Annotated in this window: 28 protein-coding genes, 2 pseudogenes and 1 riboswitch; of the genes and pseudogenes, 11 read left to right on the forward strand and 19 right to left on the reverse strand. The window is 36.6% G+C overall.

Translation table 11 applies throughout. The features are described 5' to 3' along the window. Positions 1 to 295: 295 nt before the first annotated feature. Together RCG17_RS00705 and RCG17_RS00710 are read right to left on the reverse strand one after the other, a co-directional pair. Positions 296 to 706 (reverse strand): aldo/keto reductase, encoded by a 411-nt coding sequence (locus RCG17_RS00705; protein ID WP_308175733.1) that lies wholly within the window; start codon positions 704 to 706, stop codon positions 296 to 298. Between the two features lie 48 nt (positions 707 to 754). After that, the gene (locus tag RCG17_RS00710; RefSeq protein WP_308173398.1) at positions 755 to 1510 is read right to left on the reverse strand and encodes a carboxymuconolactone decarboxylase family protein; all 756 of its coding nucleotides are present in this window, start codon (positions 1508 to 1510) and stop codon (positions 755 to 757) included. Between the two features lie 352 nt (positions 1511 to 1862). Here RCG17_RS00710 and RCG17_RS00715 point away from each other — a divergent pair, with 352 nt between their 5' ends. Together RCG17_RS00715 and RCG17_RS00720 are read left to right on the forward strand one after the other, a co-directional pair. Next, on the forward strand, positions 1863 to 2465 hold the full coding sequence (locus RCG17_RS00715; protein WP_308175734.1) for a type II toxin-antitoxin system SpoIISA family toxin: 603 nt from the start codon (positions 1863 to 1865) through the stop codon (positions 2463 to 2465). A 277-nt stretch (positions 2466 to 2742) separates the two neighbouring features. After that, entirely contained in the window at positions 2743 to 2868 is a 126-nt protein-coding gene (locus tag RCG17_RS00720) for a hypothetical protein (protein ID WP_308173399.1), read from the forward strand. Positions 2869 to 3315: 447 nt separating this feature from the next. Here RCG17_RS00720 and RCG17_RS00725 read toward each other — a convergent pair whose 3' ends face one another. Both RCG17_RS00725 and RCG17_RS28185 read right to left on the reverse strand, forming a co-directional pair. Further along, a complete protein-coding gene (locus RCG17_RS00725; RefSeq protein WP_308173400.1) occupies positions 3316 to 4392 on the reverse strand; it encodes a YjgB family protein in 1077 nt (358 codons plus the stop codon). 818 nt (positions 4393 to 5210) lie between these two features. After that, positions 5211 to 5417, reverse strand: a pseudogene (locus RCG17_RS28185) (amino acid permease); the annotation flags it as partial. A gap of 280 nt (positions 5418 to 5697) precedes the next feature. After that, a riboswitch (cyclic di-AMP (ydaO/yuaA leader) is annotated at positions 5698 to 5842 on the reverse strand. Between the two features lie 194 nt (positions 5843 to 6036). On the opposite strand from RCG17_RS28185, the gene RCG17_RS00735 reads away from it, so the two are divergent. Next, positions 6037 to 7518 carry an ATP-binding protein gene (locus RCG17_RS00735; protein WP_308173402.1) on the forward strand — a complete coding sequence of 494 codons (1482 nt, stop codon included), beginning with the start codon at positions 6037 to 6039 and terminating at the stop codon, positions 7516 to 7518. Further along, positions 7508 to 8212: a response regulator gene (locus RCG17_RS00740; RefSeq protein ID WP_308173403.1), complete on the forward strand. Its 705-nt coding sequence runs from the start codon at positions 7508 to 7510 to the stop codon at positions 8210 to 8212. Before RCG17_RS00735 ends, RCG17_RS00740 begins: the two co-directional genes overlap by 11 nt. Before the next feature lie 191 nt (positions 8213 to 8403). Here the strand turns inward: RCG17_RS00740 and RCG17_RS00745 are convergent, their stop codons facing one another. After that, positions 8404 to 9300: a DMT family transporter gene (locus RCG17_RS00745; protein ID WP_308175735.1), complete on the reverse strand. Its 897-nt coding sequence runs from the start codon at positions 9298 to 9300 to the stop codon at positions 8404 to 8406. Positions 9301 to 9389: 89 nt separating this feature from the next. Then, positions 9390 to 9524 (reverse strand): hypothetical protein, encoded by a 135-nt coding sequence (locus tag RCG17_RS00750; RefSeq protein WP_308173404.1) that lies wholly within the window; start codon positions 9522 to 9524, stop codon positions 9390 to 9392. A gap of 128 nt (positions 9525 to 9652) precedes the next feature. Between RCG17_RS00750 and RCG17_RS00755 the strand changes: the two genes are divergently transcribed. After that, the gene (locus RCG17_RS00755; protein WP_308173405.1) at positions 9653 to 10522 is read left to right on the forward strand and encodes a LysR family transcriptional regulator; all 870 of its coding nucleotides are present in this window, start codon (positions 9653 to 9655) and stop codon (positions 10520 to 10522) included. A gap of 186 nt (positions 10523 to 10708) precedes the next feature. After that, positions 10709 to 10888 (forward strand): DUF2187 family protein, encoded by a 180-nt coding sequence (locus RCG17_RS00760; RefSeq protein WP_308175736.1) that lies wholly within the window; start codon positions 10709 to 10711, stop codon positions 10886 to 10888. A 157-nt stretch (positions 10889 to 11045) separates the two neighbouring features. On the opposite strand, the gene RCG17_RS00765 is transcribed toward RCG17_RS00760, so the two are convergent. The 4 genes from RCG17_RS00765 to RCG17_RS00780 form a co-directional block, all read right to left on the reverse strand. Then, positions 11046 to 11831 (reverse strand): Cof-type HAD-IIB family hydrolase, encoded by a 786-nt coding sequence (locus RCG17_RS00765; RefSeq protein ID WP_308173406.1) that lies wholly within the window; start codon positions 11829 to 11831, stop codon positions 11046 to 11048. 72 nt (positions 11832 to 11903) lie between these two features. Next, positions 11904 to 12677, reverse strand: a complete 774-nt coding sequence (locus tag RCG17_RS00770) for a DeoR/GlpR family DNA-binding transcription regulator (protein ID WP_308173407.1) — start codon at positions 12675 to 12677, stop codon at positions 11904 to 11906. Positions 12678 to 12958: 281 nt separating this feature from the next. Then, on the reverse strand, positions 12959 to 13561 hold the full coding sequence (locus RCG17_RS00775; protein WP_308173408.1) for a DoxX family protein: 603 nt from the start codon (positions 13559 to 13561) through the stop codon (positions 12959 to 12961). 207 nt (positions 13562 to 13768) lie between these two features. Beyond that, a complete protein-coding gene (locus RCG17_RS00780; protein ID WP_308173409.1) occupies positions 13769 to 14791 on the reverse strand; it encodes a DUF3231 family protein in 1023 nt (340 codons plus the stop codon). 263 nt (positions 14792 to 15054) lie between these two features. Between RCG17_RS00780 and RCG17_RS00785 the strand changes: the two genes are divergently transcribed. Further along, positions 15055 to 15999 carry an aldo/keto reductase family protein gene (locus RCG17_RS00785; RefSeq protein ID WP_308173410.1) on the forward strand — a complete coding sequence of 315 codons (945 nt, stop codon included), beginning with the start codon at positions 15055 to 15057 and terminating at the stop codon, positions 15997 to 15999. Positions 16000 to 16185: 186 nt separating this feature from the next. Continuing rightward, complete coding sequence (locus RCG17_RS00790; protein WP_308173411.1) at positions 16186 to 16674, forward strand: pyridoxamine 5'-phosphate oxidase family protein; 489 nt, start codon at positions 16186 to 16188, stop codon at positions 16672 to 16674. Between the two features lie 319 nt (positions 16675 to 16993). On the opposite strand, the gene RCG17_RS00795 is transcribed toward RCG17_RS00790, so the two are convergent. From RCG17_RS00795 to RCG17_RS00825, 7 genes are all read right to left on the reverse strand, one after another. Continuing rightward, positions 16994 to 18181 carry an ABC transporter permease gene (locus RCG17_RS00795; RefSeq protein WP_308173412.1) on the reverse strand — a complete coding sequence of 396 codons (1188 nt, stop codon included), beginning with the start codon at positions 18179 to 18181 and terminating at the stop codon, positions 16994 to 16996. A gap of 11 nt (positions 18182 to 18192) precedes the next feature. Continuing rightward, complete coding sequence (locus tag RCG17_RS00800; protein WP_308173413.1) at positions 18193 to 18381, reverse strand: hypothetical protein; 189 nt, start codon at positions 18379 to 18381, stop codon at positions 18193 to 18195. Then, positions 18378 to 19316, reverse strand: coding sequence for an ABC transporter ATP-binding protein (locus RCG17_RS00805; RefSeq protein WP_308173414.1), 939 nt, complete (start codon positions 19314 to 19316; stop codon positions 18378 to 18380). Before RCG17_RS00805 ends, RCG17_RS00800 begins: the two co-directional genes overlap by 4 nt. 114 nt (positions 19317 to 19430) lie before the next feature. Then, positions 19431 to 19634, reverse strand: coding sequence for a hypothetical protein (locus RCG17_RS00810; RefSeq protein WP_308173415.1), 204 nt, complete (start codon positions 19632 to 19634; stop codon positions 19431 to 19433). Between the two features lie 656 nt (positions 19635 to 20290). Further along, a complete protein-coding gene (locus tag RCG17_RS00815; RefSeq protein ID WP_308173416.1) occupies positions 20291 to 20707 on the reverse strand; it encodes a VOC family protein in 417 nt (138 codons plus the stop codon). A gap of 259 nt (positions 20708 to 20966) precedes the next feature. Further along, complete coding sequence (locus tag RCG17_RS00820; protein WP_308173417.1) at positions 20967 to 21161, reverse strand: cysteine-rich CWC family protein; 195 nt, start codon at positions 21159 to 21161, stop codon at positions 20967 to 20969. A 185-nt stretch (positions 21162 to 21346) separates the two neighbouring features. Then, on the reverse strand, positions 21347 to 21811 hold the full coding sequence (locus RCG17_RS00825) for a MarR family winged helix-turn-helix transcriptional regulator (protein WP_308173418.1): 465 nt from the start codon (positions 21809 to 21811) through the stop codon (positions 21347 to 21349). Positions 21812 to 23005: 1194 nt separating this feature from the next. On the opposite strand from RCG17_RS00825, the pseudogene RCG17_RS00830 reads away from it, so the two are divergent. Next, positions 23006 to 23953: pseudogene (locus tag RCG17_RS00830) on the forward strand (RNA-guided endonuclease InsQ/TnpB family protein). A gap of 162 nt (positions 23954 to 24115) precedes the next feature. Then, complete coding sequence (locus tag RCG17_RS00835) at positions 24116 to 24688, forward strand: DNA-3-methyladenine glycosylase I (RefSeq protein ID WP_308175737.1); 573 nt, start codon at positions 24116 to 24118, stop codon at positions 24686 to 24688. 174 nt (positions 24689 to 24862) lie between these two features. Here the strand turns inward: RCG17_RS00835 and RCG17_RS00840 are convergent, their stop codons facing one another. Further along, entirely contained in the window at positions 24863 to 25135 is a 273-nt protein-coding gene (locus RCG17_RS00840; RefSeq protein ID WP_308173419.1) for a stage V sporulation protein S, read from the reverse strand. 257 nt (positions 25136 to 25392) lie between these two features. Here RCG17_RS00840 and RCG17_RS00845 point away from each other — a divergent pair, with 257 nt between their 5' ends. After that, positions 25393 to 25605 carry a hypothetical protein gene (locus RCG17_RS00845; RefSeq protein ID WP_308173420.1) on the forward strand — a complete coding sequence of 71 codons (213 nt, stop codon included), beginning with the start codon at positions 25393 to 25395 and terminating at the stop codon, positions 25603 to 25605. A gap of 357 nt (positions 25606 to 25962) precedes the next feature. Here RCG17_RS00845 and RCG17_RS00850 read toward each other — a convergent pair whose 3' ends face one another. Then, positions 25963 to 26484 carry a DoxX family protein gene (locus tag RCG17_RS00850; RefSeq protein ID WP_308173421.1) on the reverse strand — a complete coding sequence of 174 codons (522 nt, stop codon included), beginning with the start codon at positions 26482 to 26484 and terminating at the stop codon, positions 25963 to 25965. Positions 26485 to 26744 lie beyond the last annotated feature (260 nt).

The following is a 26744-nucleotide window of genomic DNA, read 5'->3' on the forward strand; positions in this document are numbered from 1 at the left end:
AAAGATTATTTTGGAAAATTTTATTTCAACCAACAAGATAGGAAAACGCTGATGTTGATACAAATATCCAATTTTTCTGGAGAGACTTCCTCCATCAAATGGCCCTAAAATGGAAAATGAGCGCTTATCCTTGTTCAAGGATAGCGCCCTTTAATTGAAGATAAATCCTATTATTTCATCAAAATTTTCAGTCAACTGTTTTTCTGAAATTACTTGTAAACCGTTTCTTTTTAATAAAGCTGCTGTAACCCCATTCCCAGAAATTTTTTTATATGTAAACAATGATTTAGATCTTTTAACAAAAGCTTTTATTACTCCTAAATATAGTTTTGTTTTCCTCGAAGTAACGGTTCTCCTCACGGAACTCCATCCAAGGCTGTGGGCTGTGGATAATCAGAAGGTCAATGTAATCCAGTCCCAATTTTGCTAAAGACTCATCAATGGACTGCGTAGCTGCATCATAGGTCTTTGCTTCTGCAGCAACCTTTATCGTAACGAAAAGTTCTGCTCTTGCGACACCGCAGGAACGGATTCCTTCTCCTACACCCGCTTCATTCATATAAGCCTGAGCAGTATCAATATGGCGATATCCGATCGATACCGCATCACGCACTGCCTGTATTGCCTGTCCATCGTCAAGTAGCCAGGTACCAAGACCTAATTTTGGAATTTCTACACCATTTGATAGTTTGTATGTTTCGTTCATCAAGTTTTTGTCTCCTTTGCATTGTCGTTTTTAATGTAGTTTCTTATATTAATTTTCTGGAATCATTTCGTTCACACAAGCTAATGCGTTGAGCGTTCTCGGAAAGCCTATATATGGGAGGCAGTGGGTAATGGCGGTGATCAATGTTTCCTTGTCATTGCCTACATTTTTGTTACCCAGCACATGTGACTTTACTTGGCTTTCACAGCCGCCAAGCGTACTAATAATGCAGAGTGTTAACAACTCCCGAGTTTTCAAATCAAGTCCATTGCGAGTGTAAAAGTCTCCAAAGCAAAAAGCGGAAAGATAATCCTGCATATGCTTTTGATTTTCTGGTGCATTCTCACGCATTTTTGAAATGATATCACCAAAAAGCTCAACTTGTGTAGCAAGTCCTTTCTCAAAACGATTCTCTTCATCTACAGTCATTTGGCTTTCAATTGGTAAAGCGATATTCTTTGCTTTAAAAACCTCATTGACTTCATGAATGGCGTTTAATGTACTGGGGAATCCGATGTACGGGGCACACTGGTAAACCGCCTCTTTGATTTCTACAGGTGTAAGCCCAACGTTCAGTGCGGCACCTACATGTGCCTTAAGCTGAGGTAACGTCTGGTTGGTAGTAAGAACAACCAGCGTGATCAGTTCACGTTTTTTGTCATCCAAATTACCTTGGTAGAAAACTTCTCCAAAAATGAAGTGGCTTAATATGCCCTGAAAATCAGGGTCGGTAGTGTTTGCAGCAGGTACCCCATTACCAAATACCTGTTTATATTTTTCCTTACTCTTTTCAACACGGTTCATCGTTAGACCTCCTGCTAGGATTTCGATCACTTCTATTATGTCTAGGGTGCGGAATTAAATCTTATTATACAAATCAATATTGATTGAATAATCAACACCTGTTTATAATTTTAAAAAATTTCTTCATACTTTCAATGGTTAAATTAACGCAATTCGTTGATTACTCAACAAAACAATTAAAATTGTTGATTATCTTTAGCATTTCTGCATCCTTGAATGAGTTCAGAAATATGCCAGCTTTGTCCGAGAATGCAGTTTTTTCAAACGAAATATTCATCAATCAAGTCGGTAAAGTTGAACAAATTATCAAATATTAATTAATAAGTTTGGAAATAATCATGAGTCCCCTGTACTGTTATATTGGACAAAACACCCTAACAGTATTTTTACAGATTGGAAAAAATATCTCATTGTGGGTATTCTTTTTGCTTTGGTGGATGCTTTTATTTTCTTAGGAATGTACATTCTTAAAGTTGGCAACCACGAATTAGCAATTGCTACAAAACAAATAGAGATAAATGATGAAATTGTAAACAGTAATAGAGAAAAGGTAAAAAGGCTGGTTAAGCTCTTGAAAGAACAGGGGATTCCAGAGTATTATAATAGTGAGGAAGAGTATATCAGTTTATTATCAATACTCTTAGAGGAATATGCAGAACAAGAAGGTCTGGAATTAGAATTGTTAAAATTCCATACGCAAATTGAAAAAGAGGAAGCCTTTAAAGAATATAGGGGGCTAAACAAGTCATTCATTCAAAAGCAACTGCAGAAGGACAAGACCTATATAAAAAAGAAGATGGCGTACATACCCATCTTTGCGTGTTCTAAAAAGTTCGTGTTAAAGGTAACTTCACAAAAAGAAGTAACGGAAATGGATTTATCTTTAATAAACTTGTTGCTTATTACGTTTGATTTAGTGATTCGAGAAGGAACATCTAATGGAGGTGAGGAATAATGGGAAAAAGTATTTATGAAAAAAAGTCGCTTACAATTAAAGTAAGGAAACCACATGTTGAGATTCCCGAAATACCGTTAAGTCCTCGAATGAAGGAAGTTCTGGAAGAAAATGATTGAATTATTAACAGATTAAAACATACTAGACGTTCAAGACGACTTTTAGAAATTCATTAAAAAGCACTATCGAAGGCAGGGGATATAATCCTCTGTCTTTTTTCATTTATTTATTGATTCTACATATACTATACCAAGTCCTTTACGAGAGGAGGTTCCCATTGAACAGAAGAAAACCTGATAGAATTCGTGTTCCAGAAACTACGCCCACCCAATTTGACGTGAAACTACATGAAGGTAATAAAAAGGTGATTCGGTGGCTGCAAGGTTTAATGGTAAAACGATGAAGGCTATTTGATGAGATGAATATTGAATAATTAATATTTTCAAAAGAGAGTACCTTTTGCATTGTTTTTAAGTATGACATTTAGTCTCTAAATAAAAGCTGAATATGATCCCCCCTTCAAGTTTGGGGGGCACGTTTTTAACTTACTTAGACTAGCTATACCTTTTTTTATTTAAACCGCTTTTATTTTTAATAAATTCATCTAATTTTCTTAACAAAACTATTATTTTATTATTAAGAATTACCTCATTTTGCAAATCAGTTGGAGTAGCAATTCGTTTTTGAAAAAATAAAATAGCCTAGCTCCGCATTGTGGAACTAAGCTATTCCATATATTTATTTTCATTATTGCTCCCCTTGGATCACAAGTTTAATCAAAAAGTCATCGATTATTCGACGTCCATTTTGCACACCGCAAAGGAAACTATTCGTGTAGTTTACCCTTCATTTACCACTGCCTTCCGGGATCATCCGCCATAGAATTTACTGTTCCCTCTGGATAAAGAACATTATAGTGATCGATTACTGGATTAGGTTTGCTATTCGTTGGTTGAGGGAAAACCAGCTCGAGTTTAAAAGATGAATTCGCCCGATAACCAATAATCTCCTGACCATTCACCATAGCATCATGAGCAGGAGTTCCCAAAACCTCTTTGGCCTCGGCAAGAGTGATGCCCATCAATTGATTGCTGTTGGACCGTGCTTCAAAGATCTGTCCCCCTTTGTTAAAACCAATCACAACCTTATATTTTGAATAGGTGTTATATTGTCCTTTAGCAGCTGCAACAAAATCTGTTTTATCTGCCTTTCCCCATACTTTTTCTACTTCATCGATGTTCGTTGTTTTTACAGCAAAGTCGCTGCTAATTATTTTTCCTTGTTTAGCCATTGACATCATTTTGGCTAAAAGAGTTTCTGTAGAACCTAATTGAAGTTTTGTTGCTTTAGTTGTTTGAAGAGGATGGTTGGATAAAATATTTTCCACTTCCTTATACCCCGCAGGAAAAGAATAGTTATACCGTGCTGGAAGTGCAAATACATAATAATTGTTACGTCCCAACTCACTAGGGTTCAAGGGAGCAGCTCCGATGTGGAAGACTTCCTGCTGAAGTAAGTTCCATTGGTTAAGTGTAAAAACCATGATCGGTATGTCCTGCCTTGGCGTTTTAGCAGTCCAATTAGGATCACGAATTGAAATTATCGGACCTGTTTCAACAACGTTGCCGCCAGTTAGAGCAATCCCTTCCCATTGATTAGTGACAATCGAATATCCCTTCCAGATTCCTGGAAGTTTGAATTTAAACCCGTATTGGGTGTTTTCATAGACAATTGAGTTTGAAACATCAGGTGAAGTGGAAGAAGATGGAGTGTTAGGGGTGGCATTTTGCTTGTCGCTGGTGGTACTGTTCTTTTGATTGTGGCTGTTGCTGGTTGAACTGCTATTGTTTGAACATCCTGCCACCAGAAGTAAGGCCATCACTACGAAAACCCATTTCAGTGTTGCCTTTTTTAATGTTAAGATCATAAAAATCCTCCTCCATTAAATTCTTTGGCAAAAAATAAGTAAAAACCGTAGTCGAATGAGGCTCTGTTATTTTTATTATCAAAACAGCAACTAAATTGATAATAACAATTCACCAGAGAAATTCTTGAAACGTACTTTGCAGAGCACCTTATGCTAGTTTAAATGTGATGTCTTAACCTTGCCATTTGAATATTTAAGATTAAAACAATAAGGATATTTGTTCCAATTGGAGTTTCGTCTAACGAGAGCAATTAATGAAGAAATTGTTCCAAAGTAGGAATAAGCTGATCACTTTTTAGACAGTTGTCACAAATAATAATCACGGTTGAATTGGAATCATTTTTTTTTTCAGTTTCCTCATGTCTACAAATGCTACAAAATTGCTCATCCATATGCTCAACTCCCATTCATTGTTTATTATTATCTTTTTTCTAAATTATTCCTTTTTATACTTATTATACAATAAAAAGAGCCCAATAAATAACATTGGGCTTACTACTCGAGATAATTTTTTATTAATCATTTAAATGAAACGGTACAGAAGAAACCACCACATCTTTTCTATTTAAAAGAAGTGTACGAATACGAAAAGCTGACTGATTGTGTAATAGTCGATGCCAGAACTTGTGTGTGATAAATTCAGGTAAAAGAACAGTTATTCTTTTTTCTTTTCCATAACGGCGTTCCACACGTCCAATGAATTCAACTAATGGCTTTATTAAGGTACGATAACGTGAAACAACAACCACTAATCGGACACCTGGATTCCATTGTTCCCATCTTTCTTCCATCTTTTTAGCCTCTTCAGGGGAAAAAGCAATAGCAATGGGGATTGAAAAAGAGAATGCAAATGCTCCTACTGTTGCAAGCTCTAATAGGATCATTTCAGTTCCATATGCTACGGAAGAAAGAGCATCTGATGAAAGAATCGGTAATGCTTTCCACAGTTGCATTTTTTCGGCTTCTGCCTCTTCCGATTTTAATGGACGCCCCAGGATAAGCCGTTTTATTGATTGAGAAGTCATTTTCTTTCTCCTCCAAATATTTTTAATTTAAGTATCATTTTCTTATTGTTAATTTTCAAATACACTCCAGCGTATCCATTGAAAACTTTATTTATTTTACCATTATCTGAATTAATTAATTCAGTAAAATCTGCACTTTTAATACCGTATTGAAGTTCTTTTTCATTGTCTGTAAATCCCTTTTCCTTAAAATAAGCATAATAAAAAAGACCTACTTAAAAATGCTCAAGCTGCCTTTTTGCTTCCTGAACAAAAAAGCCCCTGAATCAGGTGGTCTTCTGACCTCCCTCGCTTTAGCCGACGAAGTTAGCTGACGGGTAGGATGGCGAAAGAGTATCTCATCCTTTCTACAACTTGTAGAATTAACCCCGGAAAAATTGGTTCCTCCGTTCCTGAGTTTCCTCAGAATTAAGCCGATAATATGAATTTTTTATTATGGAGTGATTGTAATCTTGTATACTTTAGTGCCCCCCTATTTCAAATCTATATGTGTATTTTAAGAGCGTTTTAATAAGAAATACAGTTAAGATGTTGTTAATTTTTTTGTTAATCGAATTCATTTTTAACATTAATATAATAATATTAGATAAATAGTATCAAAACATGAAGGATGATATTAATGAAGCAAATGAAACATATCACATGGAACAGCGGTGTGATGGTCATGATCATGATATTAATTACTTTCCTATCTTTATTTTTTAAATATATTGGAATAACTGAAACCAATATAATCATTACTTTTATATTAGGTGTTTTGCTAGTTTCAAAATATACAGAAGGTTATTTGTATGGAATAATATCATCAATAATTGGGGTATTGGATTTTAATTTCTTTTTTACAGTGCCATATTACTCACTGGCTGCTTATCGACCAGACTATCCCATAACATTTGCTATTATGTTGATTGCAGCGATCATCACAAGTACATTGACGACAAAGGTGAAAAAAGAGGCATATTTATCAACATTCCGTGAAAAACAAACACAAATTCTTTATCAGATCAGTAAAAATTTACTCCAAGCACCAGATGTAGACCAAATTTTAGAAATTGGTGCGAAAAAGATTTTTGAGTCCATCAATCATTCTGTTTTCATTACTGTGTTAAAATCATCGAATAAATTGAGTGAACCTTGCATTTTAAAAACAGATGAGAATGAACAAATGTTTTATAATTGCGTTGAAATAAAAAAAACAATCCAAACAAATAAATCTTTAGAAACGAAGAATGCAATCTATTTTCCGATTAAAGGACTTGATGAGAGTCTCGGGGTAATTGGGATTACCTGTTTCAATTCTTCTTTAACTATAGAGCAAAAAAGTTTTGTGGAAGCCATTTCTATGCAACTTGCGCTTGCAATGGAGCGTGAAAAAATCTCGAAAAAACAACAGAAAGCCCAAGTTGAAATGGAAAGAGAAAAACTTCGAGGTAATCTTCTTCGTGCAGTATCACATGATTTGCGTACACCTTTAACAGGAATTTTAGGATCTACAACTACTTTACTTGAACACGAAGAAACACTAGAAAAAGATGTGAAGAAACAATTACTTGTTGATATTTTTGAAGAATCTAAATGGCTTATCCATTCTGTCGAAAACATATTAAGCATTACCCGGATGGATGATGGTAAAGTTTCCATTAATAAAAATTTTGAATTGGTGGAGGAAGTCATTAGTGAGGCAGTGTTGAGAATAAAAAAACTTGACACTCATCATGAAATAAAAATAACCATCCCAGACGAACCTATTATGATTCCAATGGACGGAATATTAATCAAACAAGTATTGATAAACTTGCTTGATAACGCAATTAAATATACTCCACCCCATTCTACTATTAACGTGAAAGCCTTTCTTAAAGATGATTTTGTTTATTTCGAAGTAATGGATAATGGAAATGGCATACCCGATGAAAATCTGCCTTTGATCTTTAAACGATTTTTCACTACTTCTTCAAGGCGTGGCATCGGGTTAGGTCTTGCCATCTGCAAATCTATTATTACCGCTCACGGTGGTGTAATTTCTGCTTTTAATAATGAAAATGGTGGAGCAACTTTTCGATTTAAATTACCAGTAAAGGATGATACACATGGAAAATAAGCCAGTAATTCTTGTGGTTGAAGATGACAAATCGATTAGAAATTTCATTTGTGTTTCATTAAATGCAAATGGTTATAAATACATTGAAACAGATTCGGGCAAGAACGCTATTTCTTTAGCAGCATCCCATCGTCCAGATATCATTATTCTGGATTTAGGGCTTCCAGATATTGATGGGATCGATGTGATTACCGAATTAAGAAAATTAACAAAAGCCCCTATCGTTGTTGTATCGGCGCGAGGAAAAGAAAAAGAAAAAGTGCTAGCTTTAGATTCTGGTGCAGATGATTATTTAACAAAACCTTTTAGTTTGCCTGAACTGCTTGCACGACTGAGGGTGGCTTTACGTCATTTAATTCCTACTAGTATCTCTAATCAACAGGAATTGAGTTCAATGTTTACAGTCGGAGAATTGAAAATTGATTATGAAAAACGCCATGTTTATTTATCTAGTGATGAAGTTCATTTAACGCCTTTGGAATATAAATTATTGGTCTTGATGGCAAAACAAGCAGGAAAGGTATTAACACATAAATTCATCCTACGGGAGATTTGGGGTGATACGAATGGGAGTGATACATTGTCACTCCGAGTCTTTATGGCAAACATGAGAAGAAAAATTGAAAAAGAACCAGCTCAACCAAGATATTTGTTAACCGAAGTCGGAGTAGGCTACCGACTAGCGGATGAATAAAAAATGAGACACGCTGCCATAAGAGCAAGGAATTTGTTAAGAGATCATAAAAAGGGAAACTCGTTTTAATGAAATGAGTCCCCTTTTTATACGATCCTATTTAAATCTTTTAACTGTAAATATACTTCTCCTGCTGTATTAAGATTTCCACATAAAATAAGAGCAGTGGTGAAAAATTTCCACTTCTCTTATCACTGTTTCGATAAAATTTTTGTGCTCTGTTTGGATAATCTAATAAAATTGGTTTCACTAGCAATGGTAGACCCCAACAGGAGTGCACCACCCAGCATCTGATCAATAGTCAATTGTTCATGCAGGATCATTGCAGAAATCAATATAGCTACAAATGGGTCTACATAACTTAGCATAGCTATACTCTGTCCTTTTAATTTTTCCATACCAGAGAAAAACAACCAAAATCCAATCCCTGTATTGATAATCCCTAAAATTAAGATAAAAGGAATGGAAGAACCTGATACTTCGAAGATACCAAATCCGGAAGTCATGAAAACATATGGTATTAGGAGTAAAGTGGTTGTTCCGAGTTGAATGATGGTCATCTCTAACTTTCCCATATCTTTAATGAATTTATTTAAAAGCAATAACGCTGCATAAAATGCAGCTGCGATTAATCCAAAGGAAAGTCCAAGTATATCTTCTGAACTGGATGAACTCACCCCTTCTCCTACAATCATTAACATTCCTATGATCGCTACTCCAATACACACCATTTTTTTAATAGATAATTTTTCCCGAAGTACAAAAGGAGAAAGAATCATGACAAACACAGGCGCAAAATAATAACCTAGTGTTGCATTGGCAATCGTCGTATGGTCATACGATTGATAAAGAAAAATCCAATTTCCTCCCAAGGCAATACCTGAAAGAATTAAAAATAAAGCATTAGATTTAACTATCTTCCATGATATTTTTTTCTTCATCATGAAGAATATTAGCAATAAAAATAAGCATCCTAGGAAACTGCTTAGTAAAGCTCTTTCGCTCGAAGATAGATCAATGTTTCGAACTACTAAACCAATTGTACCGAAAATGATCATTGATAATATAAAATGAATTTTAGATTTCATCATTTACTCCTGCAGCAGTATAATACCATTCTTTTTATGAATTCTACATTTCGATTACTTTCGGAATGTGCTTTGCATAGGTTAAGAAGTTATTGACGATCAGCTCGGTTTTGACCTCGTTCAAATGGAATCTGTAACTTGGTTAAAGATTCATAGACCGTTTCTTGTAGATAAGACTTGTAGCTGTCTGGTGCTTTTCCCATAATATCACTCACAAAAAACATCGTTCTACACCTTTTCCTTTCCTTACTTGAATAATGAATAGCAATAATATATCATACTCACATATATTACAAAAACGAATGTTTATCATGATATGTATGACAAAACCAGATGGAATGAGGAAAGAGATATGAATATCCAAAAATATATGGCATTTGTAAAAGCAGTAGAATTGGGTAGTTTTACAAAAGCTGCCGAAATATTGGACTATTCACAGTCTGGGATTAGCCGCATGATTAACGATTTAGAAAAAGAATGGGGATTTTTCCTTTTTGAAAGAGGACGTACCGGTATCAATTTAACCTCAGATGGTTTAAAGTTACTGCCCCAATTAAAGCGAATTTGCATTGAGTATGAAATCTTAATGAAACAGATCGAAGACTTACATAATTTAGAATCCGGGATGATTCGTATTGGGACTTTTTCCAGCGTGGCATCTCATTGGCTCCCTAACATTATTAAAGTTTTTAAGAAGGATTACCCAATGATAGATTTTAAATTTCTGCTTGGTGATTATACCGAAATTGAGAGCTGGATCCTCAATGGGCGTGTTGACTTTGGATTTTTACGGCTACCGACAAATGCAGAAATGGAAACGATCTTTTTGGAGCAAGATCGTTTACTTGTCGTAATTCCTCCAGATCACCCGCTTGCTAATTGCGATAAGTTTCCAATCAACGAATTATTGAACAGTCCGTTTATGCTGTTGGAAAAGGGGGCAAAAGCTGAAATCTCTGAAATTTTTGAGAGGCATCATATTTCACCGCATGTTAATTTTACAACCTGGGATGACTATGCCATTATGTCTATGGTAGAAAATGGGTTAGGAATCAGTATATTACCAGAATTGATCTTACAGCGTATTCCTCACAAAATTATAGCGAAAGAGCTTGAAGTTCCTGCTTTTAGAAATATTGGTGTTGCTATGAGAGAACAAAAATCACTTTCCCTTGCGTCCAAGAAATTTTTAGAATATTTATCATATAGGAACAGAGAGTGAATGAGTATGATGGATCAAATTGTTAAAACAAATCACGGGTTCGCCCCTATACGTTGTTTACGAACCTTTTATGATACTTAAGAAGAGATAGAAAATATTTCATTTGTGTTTCATCTCTTTGAGAGGGTTGAACTTTCAGAATATTTCGTGTAAATTAGAAATAAAAAAGGGTGAGACATCTTGAATATGGCAGAGGTAAAAGATCAGATTCGATCCAACAAAGGAATTGTAGGTATTGTGGAAAAGGTTTATGAAAGCTCGGTAATTATAAAAATACTTAAAAATCCCACAGGCATTTTTTTTGAAAACAATGTAACCGTTATCAATCACAAAAACTATGAAGTTATCCATAAAGCAGCCTTTTAACAATAACGCTTGAGCCTGGATTATTCCAAGCTCTTTTTTTGTGTTACCGCAACAAACCTTTTTTAAACTCTTGCACCCATTAGTTTAAGTGAATTCCATCACAATATCTTTATAAAAAAAAGAGCGATACCCTTCTGCCTTTTTAGAGGACAACGCCCTATCTCACTAATATTAGACCGACCATTTGAAGACCATAATAGATTCCATTGTCTTCAACTGATTTAGTAACGTATTTTGCTGCTCCCCTTACTTTTTCTTCTGCATTGCCCATTGCCACACTGTTTTTTATTGTTGAAAGCATCTCAATATCATTTAATCCATCTCCAAAAGCATATTGACATTCTTCTGGAAATCCTAATTTGTCGATAATTTTCTCTATTCCTTTTGCTTTTGAGCCCCCCTTTGGAATAACATCAACTGAAAATTGCAGTGCTCTAACAAAATCTAAATCTGTAAATCTCTGCTCATATTGTTTCTCTTCACCATCTGGGCAAAATAGAAGGGTTTGATACAGTTCACGCCCATGATAATAATGGGGATCGTAGGTAGGACTATCCAATTTCAATAACTCAAAACTGTCCTTGATATAAGAATGTTCTGGCACATTCGATTTCATATCTTCATGATCCATGTAAACGACTGGATGATGATTACTAAGAGCTGTTTCTGTTAATTTTTTAATCAATGTAAGGTTTAGTGGATTGGTATAAAGGACTTCTCCATCTAAAACTACATATTGACCGTTATAACTTATATAAGTATTTATATCTAACTCTTTTCGCAGATCTTCAAACATAAACGGAGCTCTACCTGTTGCAATTCCCACTTCATGCCCCCTTTCTTTTAATTTATAAATCGCATCTTTTGCGGAAGTAGGTAACTTTTTATCTTGTGTAAGCAAAGTTCCGTCAATATCAAAAAAGATAATACTTTGTTCTATCATTGTAATTCCCTCTTTCTTATGGGTTCAAATGAACAAACGACCCATTTTGATTAACACAGTGACTCTTCACATCTATCCTTTTTTTGCAACAATAACCTCAATGTCGTGATCATTCAGAACCTGGGTCATTGCTTCATCTGGCTCTTTGTCAGTAATGACCATATCAATCGAGTCCAACCCTGAAATTCTATGGAACAAGCGTTTCCCAAACTTTGTACTATCTGCTAACAAAATAACCTGATCTGCATGGTGTATCATTTCCCGCTTTACGGCTCCATCTTCTTCATACGGGTACGATATTCCATCAGCAGTTATTCCGCATGCTCCTAGAAACAGTTTGTCGACTTGATATTCCGACAGCTTTTGAAGTGTCGCTGCACCGTACAAAAAGCGATGTTTGCCATTGAGTGTTCCACCCAACAAGTGCACAGTAACACCATCCTTATCGGCGAGAACACTCGCTACGTCGATTGCGTTGGTTACGACCGTAACATCCTCCGCCTCCAAACATTGGGCAGCGAAATGTACGGTGGTTGACGCATCAAAAATAACATAGTCCCCGTCTTTGACGAGATCTGCGGCGATTTGACCAATCTCCCGCTTTCCAGCAGATTCTAGGAAAAGTCTCTCCTTATAGACAGACACTTCCTTTGTCAATCGAGGTAACATTACCCCACCACGTGTACGTATAACATTACCGCTCTCAACAAGCCTCACGATGTCTCGTCTGGCAGTATCACGTGACACATTAAATAACTCACAGATCGTTCCAGCTGTAACCCGTTGATGTTGTTGTAAATAGTCCATCAAACGAACGAGTCGCTCCTCTTGGCTAAGTGATTCCAAGCAATACCACCTCCTGATGTTAATATTTTATGTGTTTATTTAAGTAAAATCAAGTTATTATAAGTTTAAATAAGTTTTTTGGTTCAATGTATAGAATTAGTTAATATTTTTATAACGGTGTCTTGTCATTCGAAGAAACAAAAAAGGAGGTTCTCTGCATAATACATGCACAAACCTCCAGGCTCAAGAAACAATTATTTAACTAACCAGAATATAAAATTAGATCTTTAAAAGAATTCACCATCTACAAAACAGGTGGATTCTTCATTTATAAAATTCATTTAACTACTAGGAGGGCTATCATTTTCCACTGTTTTATGTTTGTTAAGATGCTCCCATGGGGTACCCAAGTATTTTAATGCCCATCTATCTAATCCATACCATCCAGCTACTTTCCAGGCAAGAACAAGCCAAGTGGCAAAAACAAATAACAAAGGATTTGTACTTACTGTCCCAGCAAATAAATAACTGACGTTCATCACGCCTCCAAAAAATGCAGCTATTCCTGTTAATAATCCAACAATAAGTCCTAATCCTACTAGCACCTCACCATATGCAACAAGAATAGAAAATCCTTTAGCATGTGGAAGAACAATATTTTCAAGGAAATGTGCATACCATCCTGAGACATCAGCATGCGCAGATCCAGTATTGGCTTTAGCTATTGCCCCTTTTATAAACCCTTGAAGTGCTCCCCCTGCTTTTTCTCCAGTCCATACATCCGAATGAACCTTTTCCCATCCAGCCTGAAGCCATTCATATCCTAAATAGAGTCTTATAATTAACCAAATCCACCCTGATTTTGAACTTACAAATAAAAATTTTGAGACGGGATTATCGGGAACAAGAACCTCTTTGGGAACAACACTTTCCTTATTTTCCATTATATACCTCCAAGTAGTTTGATATTTTACATTATATGTAAATCAAAACCTACTATGTCTCTGTTTATAACCAAAAATTGATTCTCAAGTCCCACTTGAGACTGACGTTAAGTAATGTGGTGTAACGACAACCTATGTAGCAGACATAATTCATAATGAAATCGAAAAAGCCCTTACTGCTAAATACAGAAGGACTTTAAATGTGATTTACAATTGATTTTTTTTTCTTATTAACTCATCTCTATCGTATGCCATTGGAGGCTGTTCCAACCACCGGTTATTAATCATGATATTAGCTCCATCTTCAGCATACATTTGAACTTCTAAGGATAGCCTGTTATACAGTGCAGTAAGATCACCTCTAGGACTTAGACTAACAGCTGTACCGTAAAAGCCAACGCTCAAAGAAATCAAGCCACTTGTAAAGAACATCATGAGTTTATCAGAAAAAGTATGGGTTGTACTATTTGTTATTTCTGAATCCCAACTCATAGGTGCAGGAAGTTTACTTTCCTCAAGCTTACCTCTAAATAATCTAATATGTTTATTCCCAACTTCTAAACCCTTTAAAAAGAATTGTTTTACATTCTTATCCTTGGCAACCTGACTAAAGCCAGTAAGTGCAGCTACTCCCAAGGCATTTCTTTGCATATTCGCAAATAAATAATCAACTTCCGCAGCAACTAATGGTCTTTTTTCTCCGAATACATCTAACATAAACCATTGCTTTTTCACAAATTCAACCTTCTCTAAATTAGGCAGGCTCGGAGATCTGATATACAATCCTTTGGTCAATAATAATTCAGTTGACTTATCATATAATTGCATTGTTTCTGTAAGACAATCCATGTAATAGGATTTAATATCACTTCTTACAGATATTCCAACACTACCAGCATATGTTGTAAGTCCAACCTTAGACATTTGGTTGATAAAATTTAGTACAAAACTGTCGGAATAAAGTCTAGGAGCAGTTAAATTAACATCCTCTTCAATACGAAAACCATTTGGAACTACACTTTTTTCCTCTGTTAGGATTGCTGTAATCTTTTGAATATGTGACTTTGATAATTCTAAAGCAAATTTAATTATAGGCTTAATTTCAACGTCCTCAGCTTTTTCTAAAAAAAATGAAAGAATACATATGCTTGAGCTATCATTTAAGTATTGAATCCAGAGCTGACCAATTTCTCCCGCTGTTAGTCTAATCTGTTTTCCCTTTTCCTCCATAAGTAACCTCCAAAAAGATATACTAAAAAATAACTTCCCCATAAATCACCTTTAGTATGTATTTGTTACTTTAATACCCAACCTAAAAAAAAGATTGATCATCTGTCTTTAATAAAACTGACTAAACCTTTGTTTTTAATAAAGTTATAGGCCAGTAAAGCCCCTTGTTACTTTACATACAATATTCCACAAACTGGACAGCGTGGTAAAAAGTATAGTAATTTCATTATGTGTAACGAAATTATTAGGGGGGGCTATATACTATGGAATATCGCCGTTTAGGAAATACTGGGTTAAAAGTCAGTGAAATTAGTTTAGGAAGCTGGCTTACATATGGGGGTTATGTGGAAGAGCAAAACGCCACTGCATCAATTGATAAGGCGTACGACCTTGGCATTAACTTTTTTGATACAGCCAATGTTTATATGCGCGGGGAAGCTGAAATTGTGGTAGGTAAAGCGCTTAAAAAATATCAGCGGGATTCTTATGTATTAGCCACAAAGGTATTTTGGCCGATGGGTGATGGCCCTAATGACCGTGGACTTTCACGCAAACATATTATCGAACAATGCCACGCAAGTCTAAAAAGACTAAATACGGATTATGTTGATATCTATTATTGCCATCGCTATGATAAAGAAACACCGCTTGAAGAAACACTACGGGCCTTGGACGATCTTGTGCGACAAGGGAAGGTTTTTTATGTTGGCGTAAGCGAATGGACGGCTGAACAAATTACTGAAGCAGTTCATCTTGCCGATAAAAAATTGCTTGACCGCATTGTCGTCAACCAACCGCAATACAGCATGCTTGAACGCTATATTGAAAAAGAAGTGCTTCCTGTCTGCCAAAAGCATGGTATCGGACAAGTTGTCTGGTCACCGCTTGCCCAAGGCGTGTTAACAGGTAAGTATCAAAAAGGCGAAAAAGCCCCTGAAGGCAGTCGTGCGGCACAGGAAAAATATAAATCCCTGTTTGGCTTGTTAACGGATGAAAACCTTGATAAAGTAGAAAAATTAAAAGAGGTTGCGGCAGATCACAAACTCTCTCTTCCAACCCTTGCGCTTGCCTGGATTTTGCGTCAACCGAATGTTGCCAGCGCACTCGTCGGTGCTAGCCGCCCAGAGCAGCTTGAAGAAAACGTGAAAGCATCCGGTGTGAAGTTAAGCGATGAAACGTTAGCTAGAATTGAAGATATTCTACGGTAAAAACAATGCCTCTGGTTTTTCTCGCCAGAGGCATTGTTCGTTAAAGGCAAAGGCGCATCCTTTTTTAAATTGCATGAAAAGCAATAAGTTTTCAATGTCAGAGCTGAATATCCCAATCCACCATACCTGAATAATAGTTGGTGTAATGGGTAGCATACCTCTGTATACATCTATGAGGTGATGCAAATGTCTAACATGATAAAACAAGAAGAAATGGAAACATTAAGAGAGTTAATTAAAGATATAGATACGGCCATGCTTACTACGTTAACGGAAGAGGGGCTTGTTTCTCGTCCTATGAAAACTCAAGAAATAGAGTTTGATGGTGACTTATGGTTTTTCACGAAGAAAGAAACGAATAAATATGAAGAAATATTACATGATCAAGATGTTAATGTAGCTTATGCAGGTAAATCCTATGTTTCCGTCCGTGGAAGAGCGGATATCGTAGAGGATTTAGATAAGAAAAAAGAATTGTGGAGCAATGCATATGAGAAAATTATGCAAACTACTTATGATGATCCTAACGTTATCTTGATCAAGGTAACAACGGAAGCAGCCGAATATTGGGAAACCGATAATTTTACGAAGAAAGTCGCCTTTCTCTATAAACGCATGACAGGGCAAAGTTCTATATCGACAGATATTAATGAAACGGTTGAATTTAATAAATAAAAGCAAAAATGGGCTGTCTGGCCGTAAGACAATCCATTTTTGCTATATTGAGTTATGTTGATACATTTTTAGCGTATTTGTCCCTAATATTAAAATTAATTTTAAAAACAAAAAACCCCCGCCCTAACTGTAAAGTTCCTCAAAACACCCTCTTTTTGAAAGTATTAATCGTTCTGTTTCTAAAATTGGAAACATCTAATCTATCCCTTAATAATTCAATTATTATCTATTTTTTTACACCTACAAAATAACACCATTTTTCACCACAAAAAAACTCAAAAGTTTTGTATTTTGAGTTTTTAAGGTGCTGATTTAATTTCTATTTTTTCAGAAAATGCCGAATTAAAACCACGATGATGATTATTCCCGCAATTATCAACCGATTGCGTATACCGAGCCGCTGATTGAGGCTCTTGCGTCCGTCACCATTGCTCGTTTTCAGACCGCCGCTTTTCGTCTCAAGCGTTGGGGCTTCAGCAGTTGAACCACGTCGTTCCCCGCGAATATTGCGGAAAAGCTGCCGAATAAGATTACCTTCGCTATACGACAGGACATTGCGCGAATAAACGCGTTCACCGAAGTAGGCGACCAAGCCCACAGCGATGACTTGCAGCAAAAGTGCGATCCAAGCCTCACCCGCTCCCACAGCCTGATTTGCAAAGCGCGTCGGCATCATGGTTGGCGAGAGAAAGGGAATGAAGGACATTACTTGTAACACAACATTGCTTGGATTCGCATTCAGTGCGAAGCTCGCAATATATCCAATTACACTTAAATAGATCACAGGCTGTGTGGCTTGCTGAGCTTGACTCTGGTCGTTGACGAGGGAGGCAACAATGGACGCAAGCAGCAGGAATCCCACTACTGCGATAAAGGTCATCAAGGCAATATAAACGAGAAAGCCTGCATTCAGCCCTGCCATCATCGAGGTCACCTGCATAACGACGCTATTGTCTTTAAATCCAAAGTAGAGCGCCGTCCCACCGATAGCGTAAATCACGATATGCGTAAGCGCAAGCAGCATCACGCCAAGAGCCTTACCATAATACTGCACGCGGCTCGAAGTCACGGCAAGCAGGATTTCCATGATGCGATTCGACTTCTCATTTGCGATTTCCTGTGAAATGACGCCCGTGTAGAGTGTCAAGAAAATAAAGATAACAATGACCGTGAAAACCGCAAGACGGCTATTTGCTCCAATCTGTGTAGCGTTAAGCGTTTTTTCATTTGCATTCTGCGTGACCATTGAGAGATGGGCGGGCTGCAAGAGGGCTGCGGCTTCTGCACTCGACAGATGTACCTGCGCCGCACGCTTCACAATCAAGAGTTGCGTCAGTGCCGTCCGAACACTAGCTTCATTGAATTTCCCAGCCGTCTTTGAAGTCGCCATCAGCTGAAACTTCTCCGTACTTCTATCAAAAGTTAGAAAAGCATCAATATCATGATTATTCAGCTGCTTTTGCGCCTCAGACTTGCTCGCAACCTCAGAAATCGTCGCATTAATCAACTTCTCCTGCTTCAGAGCTTGTACGAGAGCCGGTTATTCACCACAGCGAGCTTCGGAGTGCCGCTATTGCCGTTCATATAGGAGATTCCGATGGCGATGATAGGCATAAGGAGCGGTCCAATGACTAGCGCCCAAAAGCTAAAGGACTTCAACCGCTTCAGATAAGCGTTTTTGGCTACAAGCCATAGTTGATTCATCATTTGCCACCTCCAATGCTCTTGTTACCCACCGATTGAACGCTATGGTCGTGTTCAACCTTCATTCGGAAAATCTCATCCAATGTCGGCGGTGCCTGCATAAAGGCTTGCACGTAGCCAGACGCACTCACTCGCTTGAAAATCTCGTGTCCGACCGCCTCCTCAGCGACTTGCACCACACGACCGCCCTTCTCTTTATCGATCGACTGCACGCCTGCAAAGCTGCGTAGTTCCTCATCGGAAATATCCGATTCCAGATAAATCCGCGTGCGACCATAGGACTCGCGAATGGCTTGCACTCCTCCTTGCAGCACGGTCTTGCCATTTTTCAGCATTGTCAGATTGTCAGAAAGAAGCTCCACATCGCTCATATTGTGATTGGAGAAGATGACCACCGCACCCTGCTCCTTTATCCGCTTGATTTCATTGCGAAGGAGCTCGGTATTGACTGGATCAAGCCCCGTAAAAGGCTCATCCAAAATCAAAAACTCTGGCTCGTGGATCATTGTCGCGATGAACTGCACCTTCTGCGCGTTTCCCTTCGAGAGCGCCTGTACCTTATCCGTAGCTTTCCCCACGACCTCAAGCCGTGTGAGCCAGTTATTGAGCTTCGCCCGTGCGTCCGCGCGCTTCATTCCGTGCAGCTCCGCAAAATAGACAATCTGATCCTCGACCGTCATCTTCTGGTAGAGCCCGCGCTCTTCCGGCAGAAAGCCAATTTTCTGCTTAAGCGCCTGCGTGATCGGCGCCCCGTTCCAGCTGATGCTGCCGCTGTCAGGGTTGATAAAGTTGAGAATCATCCGAAAAGTCGTGGTCTTGCCTGCGCCATTTTGCCCGATGAGCCCCATCACCTCGCCACCCGCAACGGTCATATCGAGCGCATCTACTGCGACCCTCTCGCCAAAGCGCTTGGACACTCCTGTGATTTTTAGCATCATATTACCTCCTAAGCTTTGTTTCACAAAGCCTTACTCACAGACTTTTTGTTGCTCTACTTCGTAAAAGCTTGTTACTGATTGAGAGCAGGGTTTCAACCGTATCAAATGATATTATTACTTTTTGATTCGCTTCGTTTGGTTGTACAATGGTGTTAAACTTGTGGCAATGATTAAGCCAAGAATGATCACTACGATCGCGCATAATTGTCCTCCAACCGATAGGGTATTAAAGAATAAGTAAATCCCAACGATTATACATATTAACGCAAAGAGAAGTGCTACAAAACCATTCATTTTAAAAATGGATTTTTCTTTCAAAATAACCACCATGATGATATAAAAATGATATCACTTTTATATCATCATACGACCGAAATCAAATAAAGTACATGAATTTTTTACTTTTTTTTCAACAATTTTTATTAAGGACAAATCCTTTAAAAAATCATAAAAAATGAGTGCATTTCCTATTCTGGATTTGCGCCCGATTGCTGAATATCGTTAATGAAGCAAAGACCCGTTTTTTTATGTGAGATATTACAAGCTTTTTACCATTTTAAATAAAATTAAAGAAATTATAGTTGAACAATCATTCTAAACTCTTTATGTTTTTTCTCTTTAACCTCTCTCGTATTAAATTCTATTTAACATTTATTATCCATTATTTGTGTAAGATTTAGAATCACTTGTTTAACAAAACTGTCCGTTTAATTGGAAATCCTCACCATTAATACTTTTTTTTCTACTTGTTGTGCAACAATCTGACCCTAGAATTGCAAAATGAGCGCCAATCCTTAAGAATGGCGCCTGTTTGTTGAAGATCATTGCTTAAATCCTATTCAAGTAAAGCACCTTTTACTTTGAGTCCATTACTTCACATACTTCTAATCTATAAAAGATAAATAAAAAGATGATACCCTTTAAGGCATCATCCCTTAGAATATTAAACATGATTTGACTTTAAACCTTACAGTTTATTCTTGATTAATTGCACTTTCATCCATATAAGCAACTTCCCATAAATGACCGTCTAAATCCTGAAATCCCCATATATACATAAACCCATGATCTTGAGGCTCACTAAAAGATTTACCACCAGATGAAAATGCCTTATTTACTATTTCATCCACTTGATCCCGACTTTCAGCCGAAAAGCTGAGAATTGCTTCGGCCGAAGTAGTAGTATCTACAATTTCCTTCTTACTAAATCCTTTAAAACGTTCCTCAAGCATTATCATAGCAAAGATATTCTCACTGATGATCATACAAGATGTGGTCTCATCGGAGAATTGTGGGTTGAACTCAAAACCAAGCTCCTTGAAAAAATTGGTGGACTTGTTCACGTTTTTTACAGATAAATTGATAAAGATATTTTTGGATGTGAATGCCATTTTTATTACCTCCTGTGAAAATTACTGGTAAGAAAGCCATGTCATTTAAGTTTTTCATTGATTGTCGCTAAATATTCCACTCTTCTTTAAGTACTTTATTCATTAAACTGACCCTAAAACGAAAATAAGCGCTAACCTTGTTTTCAGGAAAGCACCCAATTTGGGAATAACTATTTTATTGAAGAAAAGCATCCCGTTCGTTGAACAAGTACCGTTTCTTCTATTTCATGAATTCATTGTATAGTTCACTGCCTAATTTCTATATTTTCTGCTCTTCCTTATATTTATTTAAACATTTTTTACATATACAATGTTTTCTTCTACTTTCTAAAGGAACTAATTCAAAAATTTCATTAGGAAACTCTTCTGTGTCACACCAACAGTTACCATGTTCTCCAGCGCCTGCCATGCACTCGTTTTCCTCTCCACATATAGGACAATATTTATTTTCCAATTACAATCACTCCTCAATCCTTCACAATCTCATCTGTATTTTACCATGAATATTCAGTTTTCTATTTTAAACAAAGTTTTGGACATCATGAGAAATCTTATTTTATAAGAAGTAGAAACCCCTAATTTTTCAGGGTTTCCTCCATTCTTGTTCTACTAACACCCCCAGTTGAATAAAAATATTTTTTAATAACCACTATTGATTAGATGATTTAGTAATTCTTTCTGGATACGAAGTAAAGATTGAATATCTTCTTCAGGAATATTTTCTAATGCGGTAAACATTGCTTTATAAGAGATTGAATTCCTACTGGATGCCTTTGATACTTCCTCACCTTTATTCGATAATTTTAGCTTTACTTCCCTTCTATCTTCATCGGAAGTTTCCCTTTCAACCAACCCCAGTTTAACCAGTTTATCTACCCCAACACTAATTGTACTTTTTGATGATATAAGTCTTTCAGCTATCTCTTGTTGCGTTAATTCAGGAGATGCGAATAAAGTATTAAGGATTGATAATTGTTGTAATGTCAACCCAAAACTCTCAGCATTTTTTTTCGTAAATTTAGCTGTTGTCTTGTTAATAGCCCATAATGATTGATAAACTTCCTGTACTTTTTTAACTTTTGGGTCTTTGAAATCCAATCCCATTTAAGCCACTCCTTAATAAAATAGTTTCAAAAATAAACTGTTCGATAATAAACTATTTTACTTTAGAAAATGACAAAAATAAACTATTCGTTGTAAATTATCCTGCTTATTAGTTGTACTAAGGATTACATATTGAATTTTGATAGTCGTAAACTATCATAGTGTGTCTGTCATTTCAAATTCAAATGATGTTAGAAGAATTTTCTTTCGCATAGGTTTTGTAGGCTCTCCAAGCATCAGTTACAAGCACATTGTCGGAGGATAGTTTAGCTTCGTTTAGATTTAGACTTTTCACAAAATATCAACATTTCTATCCCCTTTTCCTTTGAAAGAAACGATATAATTTCAATAGCCCTCTTAAATTCTCATATAATTCCTCGTTTTAAAATTCCCCAAGAAAGTAGGTCGATGCGTATGATGAAAAAAAGAAACAAATCGAAACAGCCCCCTCCTATGAAACCACAAGTTCGGGTCAAAACCATTCCTATTAAGGATGAGAAAGAGCGGCAGCAAATATTTATGGACTTAGCTACAAGTTCAGAGTTTGATATGAGGCATCGGGGTGTTTTTGAGTATTATGGGAAAGACTTAATCGCCTACAAACGCGAAAAGCCTTCTGACCAAGAACGCAACGAATTTCTCCGTATCTTCTCCAAATTTATGACCGATTGTTTCGAAGATAACTGTCCTTCCTCCTGGAAACATTGTCAGCCATCTTTTTGGGAAGAATTGATTTTCACTTTCTATCCCCACTCAATGACCATTTCACCAGACGGAAAATCCACTGAACACTTTCTGGGCCAATTGCTTACGTTTGTCCGCTGGCTTGATAAGAAAAACGGAACCATCCATTATCCAATTGTTGAAAATTATGCTCTAAATGCAGTAACTGAACTGAAAACATGCGAGCGTTTGTTAAATGCCCTCTTTCTAATCCATTATCCCCGAATTTTTCACGAAGATTGGGATTTCGATGCAGACCAAGAGCGAATTATTCAAATGCTTGATGAATCTGTTGATAAATGTAGCGGCTTATTTGAAGTGTCCAGTATTGACCATGATTCCGTTGTCCTTACGAAATTTAATTCGAAAAATTCCTACCATGTTGAAGAAATACCATCAGAATTGATGGTTCCTGGCATGCTTCTAATGGGAGTGCTTGGAAAACATCATCGTTCACAATATTGGAGTTGGATTTTTACTGAAGGCGTTTATCCGCCAAGTGCATTTCGTAATTTCTTTGATGGGAAGGCAAAGTTTCCAAAGTTCAAAAAGAAGAAAAATCAAGATATCAAAGCCTACTTTCCGAAGAATAACAAGACAGATTGGACAATTGAACGTAACCGTATTAAGATTCCTACCTTGGGTTGGGTTAAGCTAAAAGAGTTCGGCTATATCCCAACAAACGCCCAAGTTATCAGTGGTACGGTATCTCAAAAAGCGGGGCGATACTACGTATCGGTCTTATGTGAGGTACAACTAAGAGAGGAAGAACTTCAAATTAACAACCATGACGGAATTGGGATTGATCAAGGTATCAAGGATTTTGCCATTTGCAGTAATGGGGAAGTGTTTGGAAACGTAAATCGTTCCAAAAGAGTTAAGAGGTTGGAAAAAAGTTTAAAACGGCAACAAAAGAAATTAAGTCGTAAGTATGAAACCAAGAAAAAACAAACCAAAAAGAAAGGAAGTGAACCCTGTTACTATAAAAACATACAAAAACAAATCAAAGTCGTTCAAAAACTTCATGCTAGATTAACCAATATTCGAACAGAATATGTTCGGACTGTCGTAACTCGAGTGGTGAAAGCCAAACCCTCTTATATTACGATTGAGGATTTAAACGTGAGGGGGATGATGAAAAACCATCATCTTGCTAAAAGTATTCAAAATCAAAAATTCTACTATTTTCGTACATAGTTGGAACAGAAATGCAATCAGCAAGGAATTGAATTGCGGATCGTTAACCGCTTCTACCCTTCTTCTAAATTATGTTCTTGCTGTGGTCACAAAAAGATTCAATTATCGTTGTCTGAAAGGACATACAAATGTGAATTCTGTGACATGGAAATGGATAGGGATTTTAACGCCAGTTTAAATCTGAAATACGCAACCGACTATACAGTTGTCACCACACGATAGCTGATAGTTAGTACGGGGGGCTACCTCGGAATGAACGCCTGTGGAGAGCCAAACCAACGATAGTAGCGGGCAATTAGCGAGGTCGGGTTCGTGGAAGCAGGAAAAGTCTAGCATAAATGAATCATGACATTTGTTTATGTTTTTAGTAGCAGTACAAAAATGATTAAACGGTGTGGTTGGTCTTCAGATAAAGACTTGTATATACAATATCATGACACGGAATGGGGGGTTCCGGTATATGATGACCAGGTTCTCTTTGAAATGCTTTGCTTGGAAGAGGCACAAGCAGGATTGAGCTGGTGGACTATTCTCCAAAAACGTGAACATTATAAAAAAGTATTTGATGATTTTGAAGCCGAAAAAATCATCCACTATACAGAGGATAAGTTGGCTTCCTTGATGGAAGATAAAGGTATTGTTCGCAACAAACGGAAAATCCAAAGTGTTGTTACCAATGCGGAGGTGGTCTTACGAATTCAAAAAGAATACGGTTCTTTCTCTTCCTACATATGGAATTTTGTAGGAGGAAATCCCATTATCAATCATTGGGAGACTCCACAGGATGTACCAGCTTCCACTGAAATTAGCGACAAAATGAGTAAGCAACTAAAAAAAGACGGATTCAAGTTTGTCGGAACAACGATCTGTTACTCCTTTATGCAGGCGGTCGGAATGGTAAACGACCATATACTGGAATGCTTTTGTCATCCGTTGAATAAAAGTACAAATTACTAACGTGTTGGGGATCCCCTCCTTACAATAAAAACTCTGCCACTCGGATGGCAGAGTTTTTATTGTGGTTCCTATTATTTCTGGACAAAAGCGCTAATCCCTTCTGAAGGATAGCGCCCTTTTGCTGAAGGGAAATTTTATAAAAATAATTCTTTTATTGATCGTCTCAACGTAAATCTATCGTTTTTTTCTAGGACCTATCAATAATTTGATTGCTGTTCTATTTTCATTATTGATTATAACATCTGTAAATGCAGGAACAAAAACCAGATTAACACCACTAGGAGCAACGAATCCTCTTGCAATAGCAATGGCTTTAATCGCTTGATTTAAAGCACCCGCTCCAATCGCCTGAATTTCTGTATGTCCACTTTCTCTTATTATGCCTGCAATTGCACCTGCAACTGAATTCGGATTTGATTTTGATGATACTTTTAATACATTATCCATCTAAATTTCTCCCCCTGTTATTTAATCGCTTGATATGATCACTGGAAAAAAGAATGTAATTAACGCTATTTTAATAATATTCAAATTCAAATTAAACAGAACTATTGATATTTATGCTAAAAACGAGCTGCCGGTCTGTCAGTTGATCTTCAACTCTTGCATTCCTATAGCTGAATAAGAAAACTTGATAAAATAATTGTTTTGAAAGGAAAAAACCTTCTTTATGTCGAAAATATATAAATAAAGGGGATGACCCAATGAATAAAGTTGGTTTATTAAAAAATCTACGCAATGCCAGTCGAGGTAATTTCTTTTCAACAGAGGTTCCAAAGGCTACAAAAGAAGATGAAAAAAAGATTGAAGAATTAATTGGAGAATTAGAAAATGAAGGAAAAATCAAGTTAAGAGAATGTGTGCAGCGAGAATACTCAGTTTATTTACATGGAATAATTAAGTATGCAGTAGAATAATCAGGTTCCTTTTTATTCGGGTGAAACACAATAGGATCTCAGAGTTCTTCTACTAATTCCGTTAACGAATAAGAAAAAGCTCGTCACAACAGCCTTTCATCCTAAAAGGATGACTTGTAATTTAAACAAAAATTTAAATAGATTCTCAGTCTATTTAAATTTTTTGCGTGTTCATTTTTTTCTTTTGGATTGGCTCAGTAAAAAGTTGTGGGGTGATTTCAAGCAGAAGATTTATTTATATAAATAAATCCGTCTATTTAATAGAAAAGGGAGACTCATTTTAATGAAATGAGTCTCCTGTTTATTCGATCCTACTAATTTCTTTTAACTGTAATTATTGCTATTGCCTTCGTTGCTTTAAGCACTGTGTTTAACAGAATTGATGTTATTTTCTTCTTTACCGGCAAATTTATTAATGAATGGAATCACCCAACGGTCTAAACCGATACGGCCAGCATTGAAACCAGCAGCAAGAATGATTACACCTAGTAAAATATCTAATGGGTTAGAAGAAACAACTCCAGCCATTACATATGAGAAGTTCATCACAAGTCCAAAGAATGCAGCAGCTGTTGTTAAGCAACCAAGGATTAAACCTAAGCCTACTAAAAACTCACCATAAGGAACAAGGACGTTGAAAATGTGTGCGTTTGGTAAAGCAAAGTGTTGTAAGAAACTAACATATGTTGGATATTCAACTGCTTTTGCTGGACTTAGAACTGGATTATGAATGGCCCCTGCTAGGAATCCACTTGCATCAAATTTGCCGCCAGATATTTTTTCAAATCCTGCCATCATGAATTCATATCCAACGTATAAACGAATAATGGTAAGAATGTAAGATGCTATTTTATTCTCTCTTAGAAATTTGTTAAACATTTAAAAGACCCCTTTTCTATAAACGATATTATTAACTTGATTACATTGTTATTATAGATCGTTTTACTTTAAAGGAGCGTTGTTTGTTCAATGTTTCACATATAGTTCAAAAAGAATTGAACATTTATTGACAAGGATTCTTGATTAGGCTGCGAGAAACTGTCACTTATGGTTTAAGAAACCAAAATAGATTCCGTTTCTTATTACAATGCTTGAAAAATGGAGAGTAGTAGTAAAAACCATTTGCACCGCATACAGTT

It is taken from the genome of Neobacillus sp. PS3-12 (assembly GCF_030915385.1).
Taxonomy (GTDB): Bacteria; Bacillota; Bacilli; order Bacillales; family Cytobacillaceae; genus JAEVLT01.

Excerpts from the sequence above, each read along its gene's own strand:
- RCG17_RS00705 (WP_308175733.1), bottom strand. The coding sequence starts at position 706 with ATGAACGAAACATACAAACTATCAAATGGTGTAGAAATTCCAAAATTA.
- RCG17_RS00710 (WP_308173398.1), bottom strand. The coding sequence starts at position 1,510 with ATGAACCGTGTTGAAAAGAGTAAGGAAAAATATAAACAGGTATTTGGT.
- RCG17_RS00725 (WP_308173400.1), bottom strand. The coding sequence starts at position 4,392 with ATGATCTTAACATTAAAAAAGGCAACACTGAAATGGGTTTTCGTAGTG.
- RCG17_RS00735 (WP_308173402.1), top strand. The coding sequence starts at position 6,037 with ATGAAGCAAATGAAACATATCACATGGAACAGCGGTGTGATGGTCATG.
- RCG17_RS00740 (WP_308173403.1), top strand. The coding sequence starts at position 7,508 with ATGGAAAATAAGCCAGTAATTCTTGTGGTTGAAGATGACAAATCGATT.
- RCG17_RS00745 (WP_308175735.1), bottom strand. The coding sequence starts at position 9,300 with ATGAAATCTAAAATTCATTTTATATTATCAATGATCATTTTCGGTACA.
- RCG17_RS00750 (WP_308173404.1), bottom strand. The coding sequence starts at position 9,524 with ATGTTTTTTGTGAGTGATATTATGGGAAAAGCACCAGACAGCTACAAG.
- RCG17_RS00755 (WP_308173405.1), top strand. The coding sequence starts at position 9,653 with ATGAATATCCAAAAATATATGGCATTTGTAAAAGCAGTAGAATTGGGT.
- RCG17_RS00760 (WP_308175736.1), top strand. The coding sequence starts at position 10,709 with ATGGCAGAGGTAAAAGATCAGATTCGATCCAACAAAGGAATTGTAGGT.
- RCG17_RS00765 (WP_308173406.1), bottom strand. The coding sequence starts at position 11,831 with ATGATAGAACAAAGTATTATCTTTTTTGATATTGACGGAACTTTGCTT.
- RCG17_RS00775 (WP_308173408.1), bottom strand. The coding sequence starts at position 13,561 with ATGGAAAATAAGGAAAGTGTTGTTCCCAAAGAGGTTCTTGTTCCCGAT.
- RCG17_RS00780 (WP_308173409.1), bottom strand. The coding sequence starts at position 14,791 with ATGGAGGAAAAGGGAAAACAGATTAGACTAACAGCGGGAGAAATTGGT.
- RCG17_RS00785 (WP_308173410.1), top strand. The coding sequence starts at position 15,055 with ATGGAATATCGCCGTTTAGGAAATACTGGGTTAAAAGTCAGTGAAATT.
- RCG17_RS00790 (WP_308173411.1), top strand. The coding sequence starts at position 16,186 with ATGTCTAACATGATAAAACAAGAAGAAATGGAAACATTAAGAGAGTTA.
- RCG17_RS00800 (WP_308173413.1), bottom strand. The coding sequence starts at position 18,381 with ATGATGAATCAACTATGGCTTGTAGCCAAAAACGCTTATCTGAAGCGG.
- RCG17_RS00805 (WP_308173414.1), bottom strand. The coding sequence starts at position 19,316 with ATGATGCTAAAAATCACAGGAGTGTCCAAGCGCTTTGGCGAGAGGGTC.
- RCG17_RS00815 (WP_308173416.1), bottom strand. The coding sequence starts at position 20,707 with ATGGCATTCACATCCAAAAATATCTTTATCAATTTATCTGTAAAAAAC.
- RCG17_RS00825 (WP_308173418.1), bottom strand. The coding sequence starts at position 21,811 with ATGGGATTGGATTTCAAAGACCCAAAAGTTAAAAAAGTACAGGAAGTT.
- RCG17_RS00840 (WP_308173419.1), bottom strand. The coding sequence starts at position 25,135 with ATGGATAATGTATTAAAAGTATCATCAAAATCAAATCCGAATTCAGTT.
- RCG17_RS00845 (WP_308173420.1), top strand. The coding sequence starts at position 25,393 with ATGAATAAAGTTGGTTTATTAAAAAATCTACGCAATGCCAGTCGAGGT.
- RCG17_RS00850 (WP_308173421.1), bottom strand. The coding sequence starts at position 26,484 with ATGTTTAACAAATTTCTAAGAGAGAATAAAATAGCATCTTACATTCTT.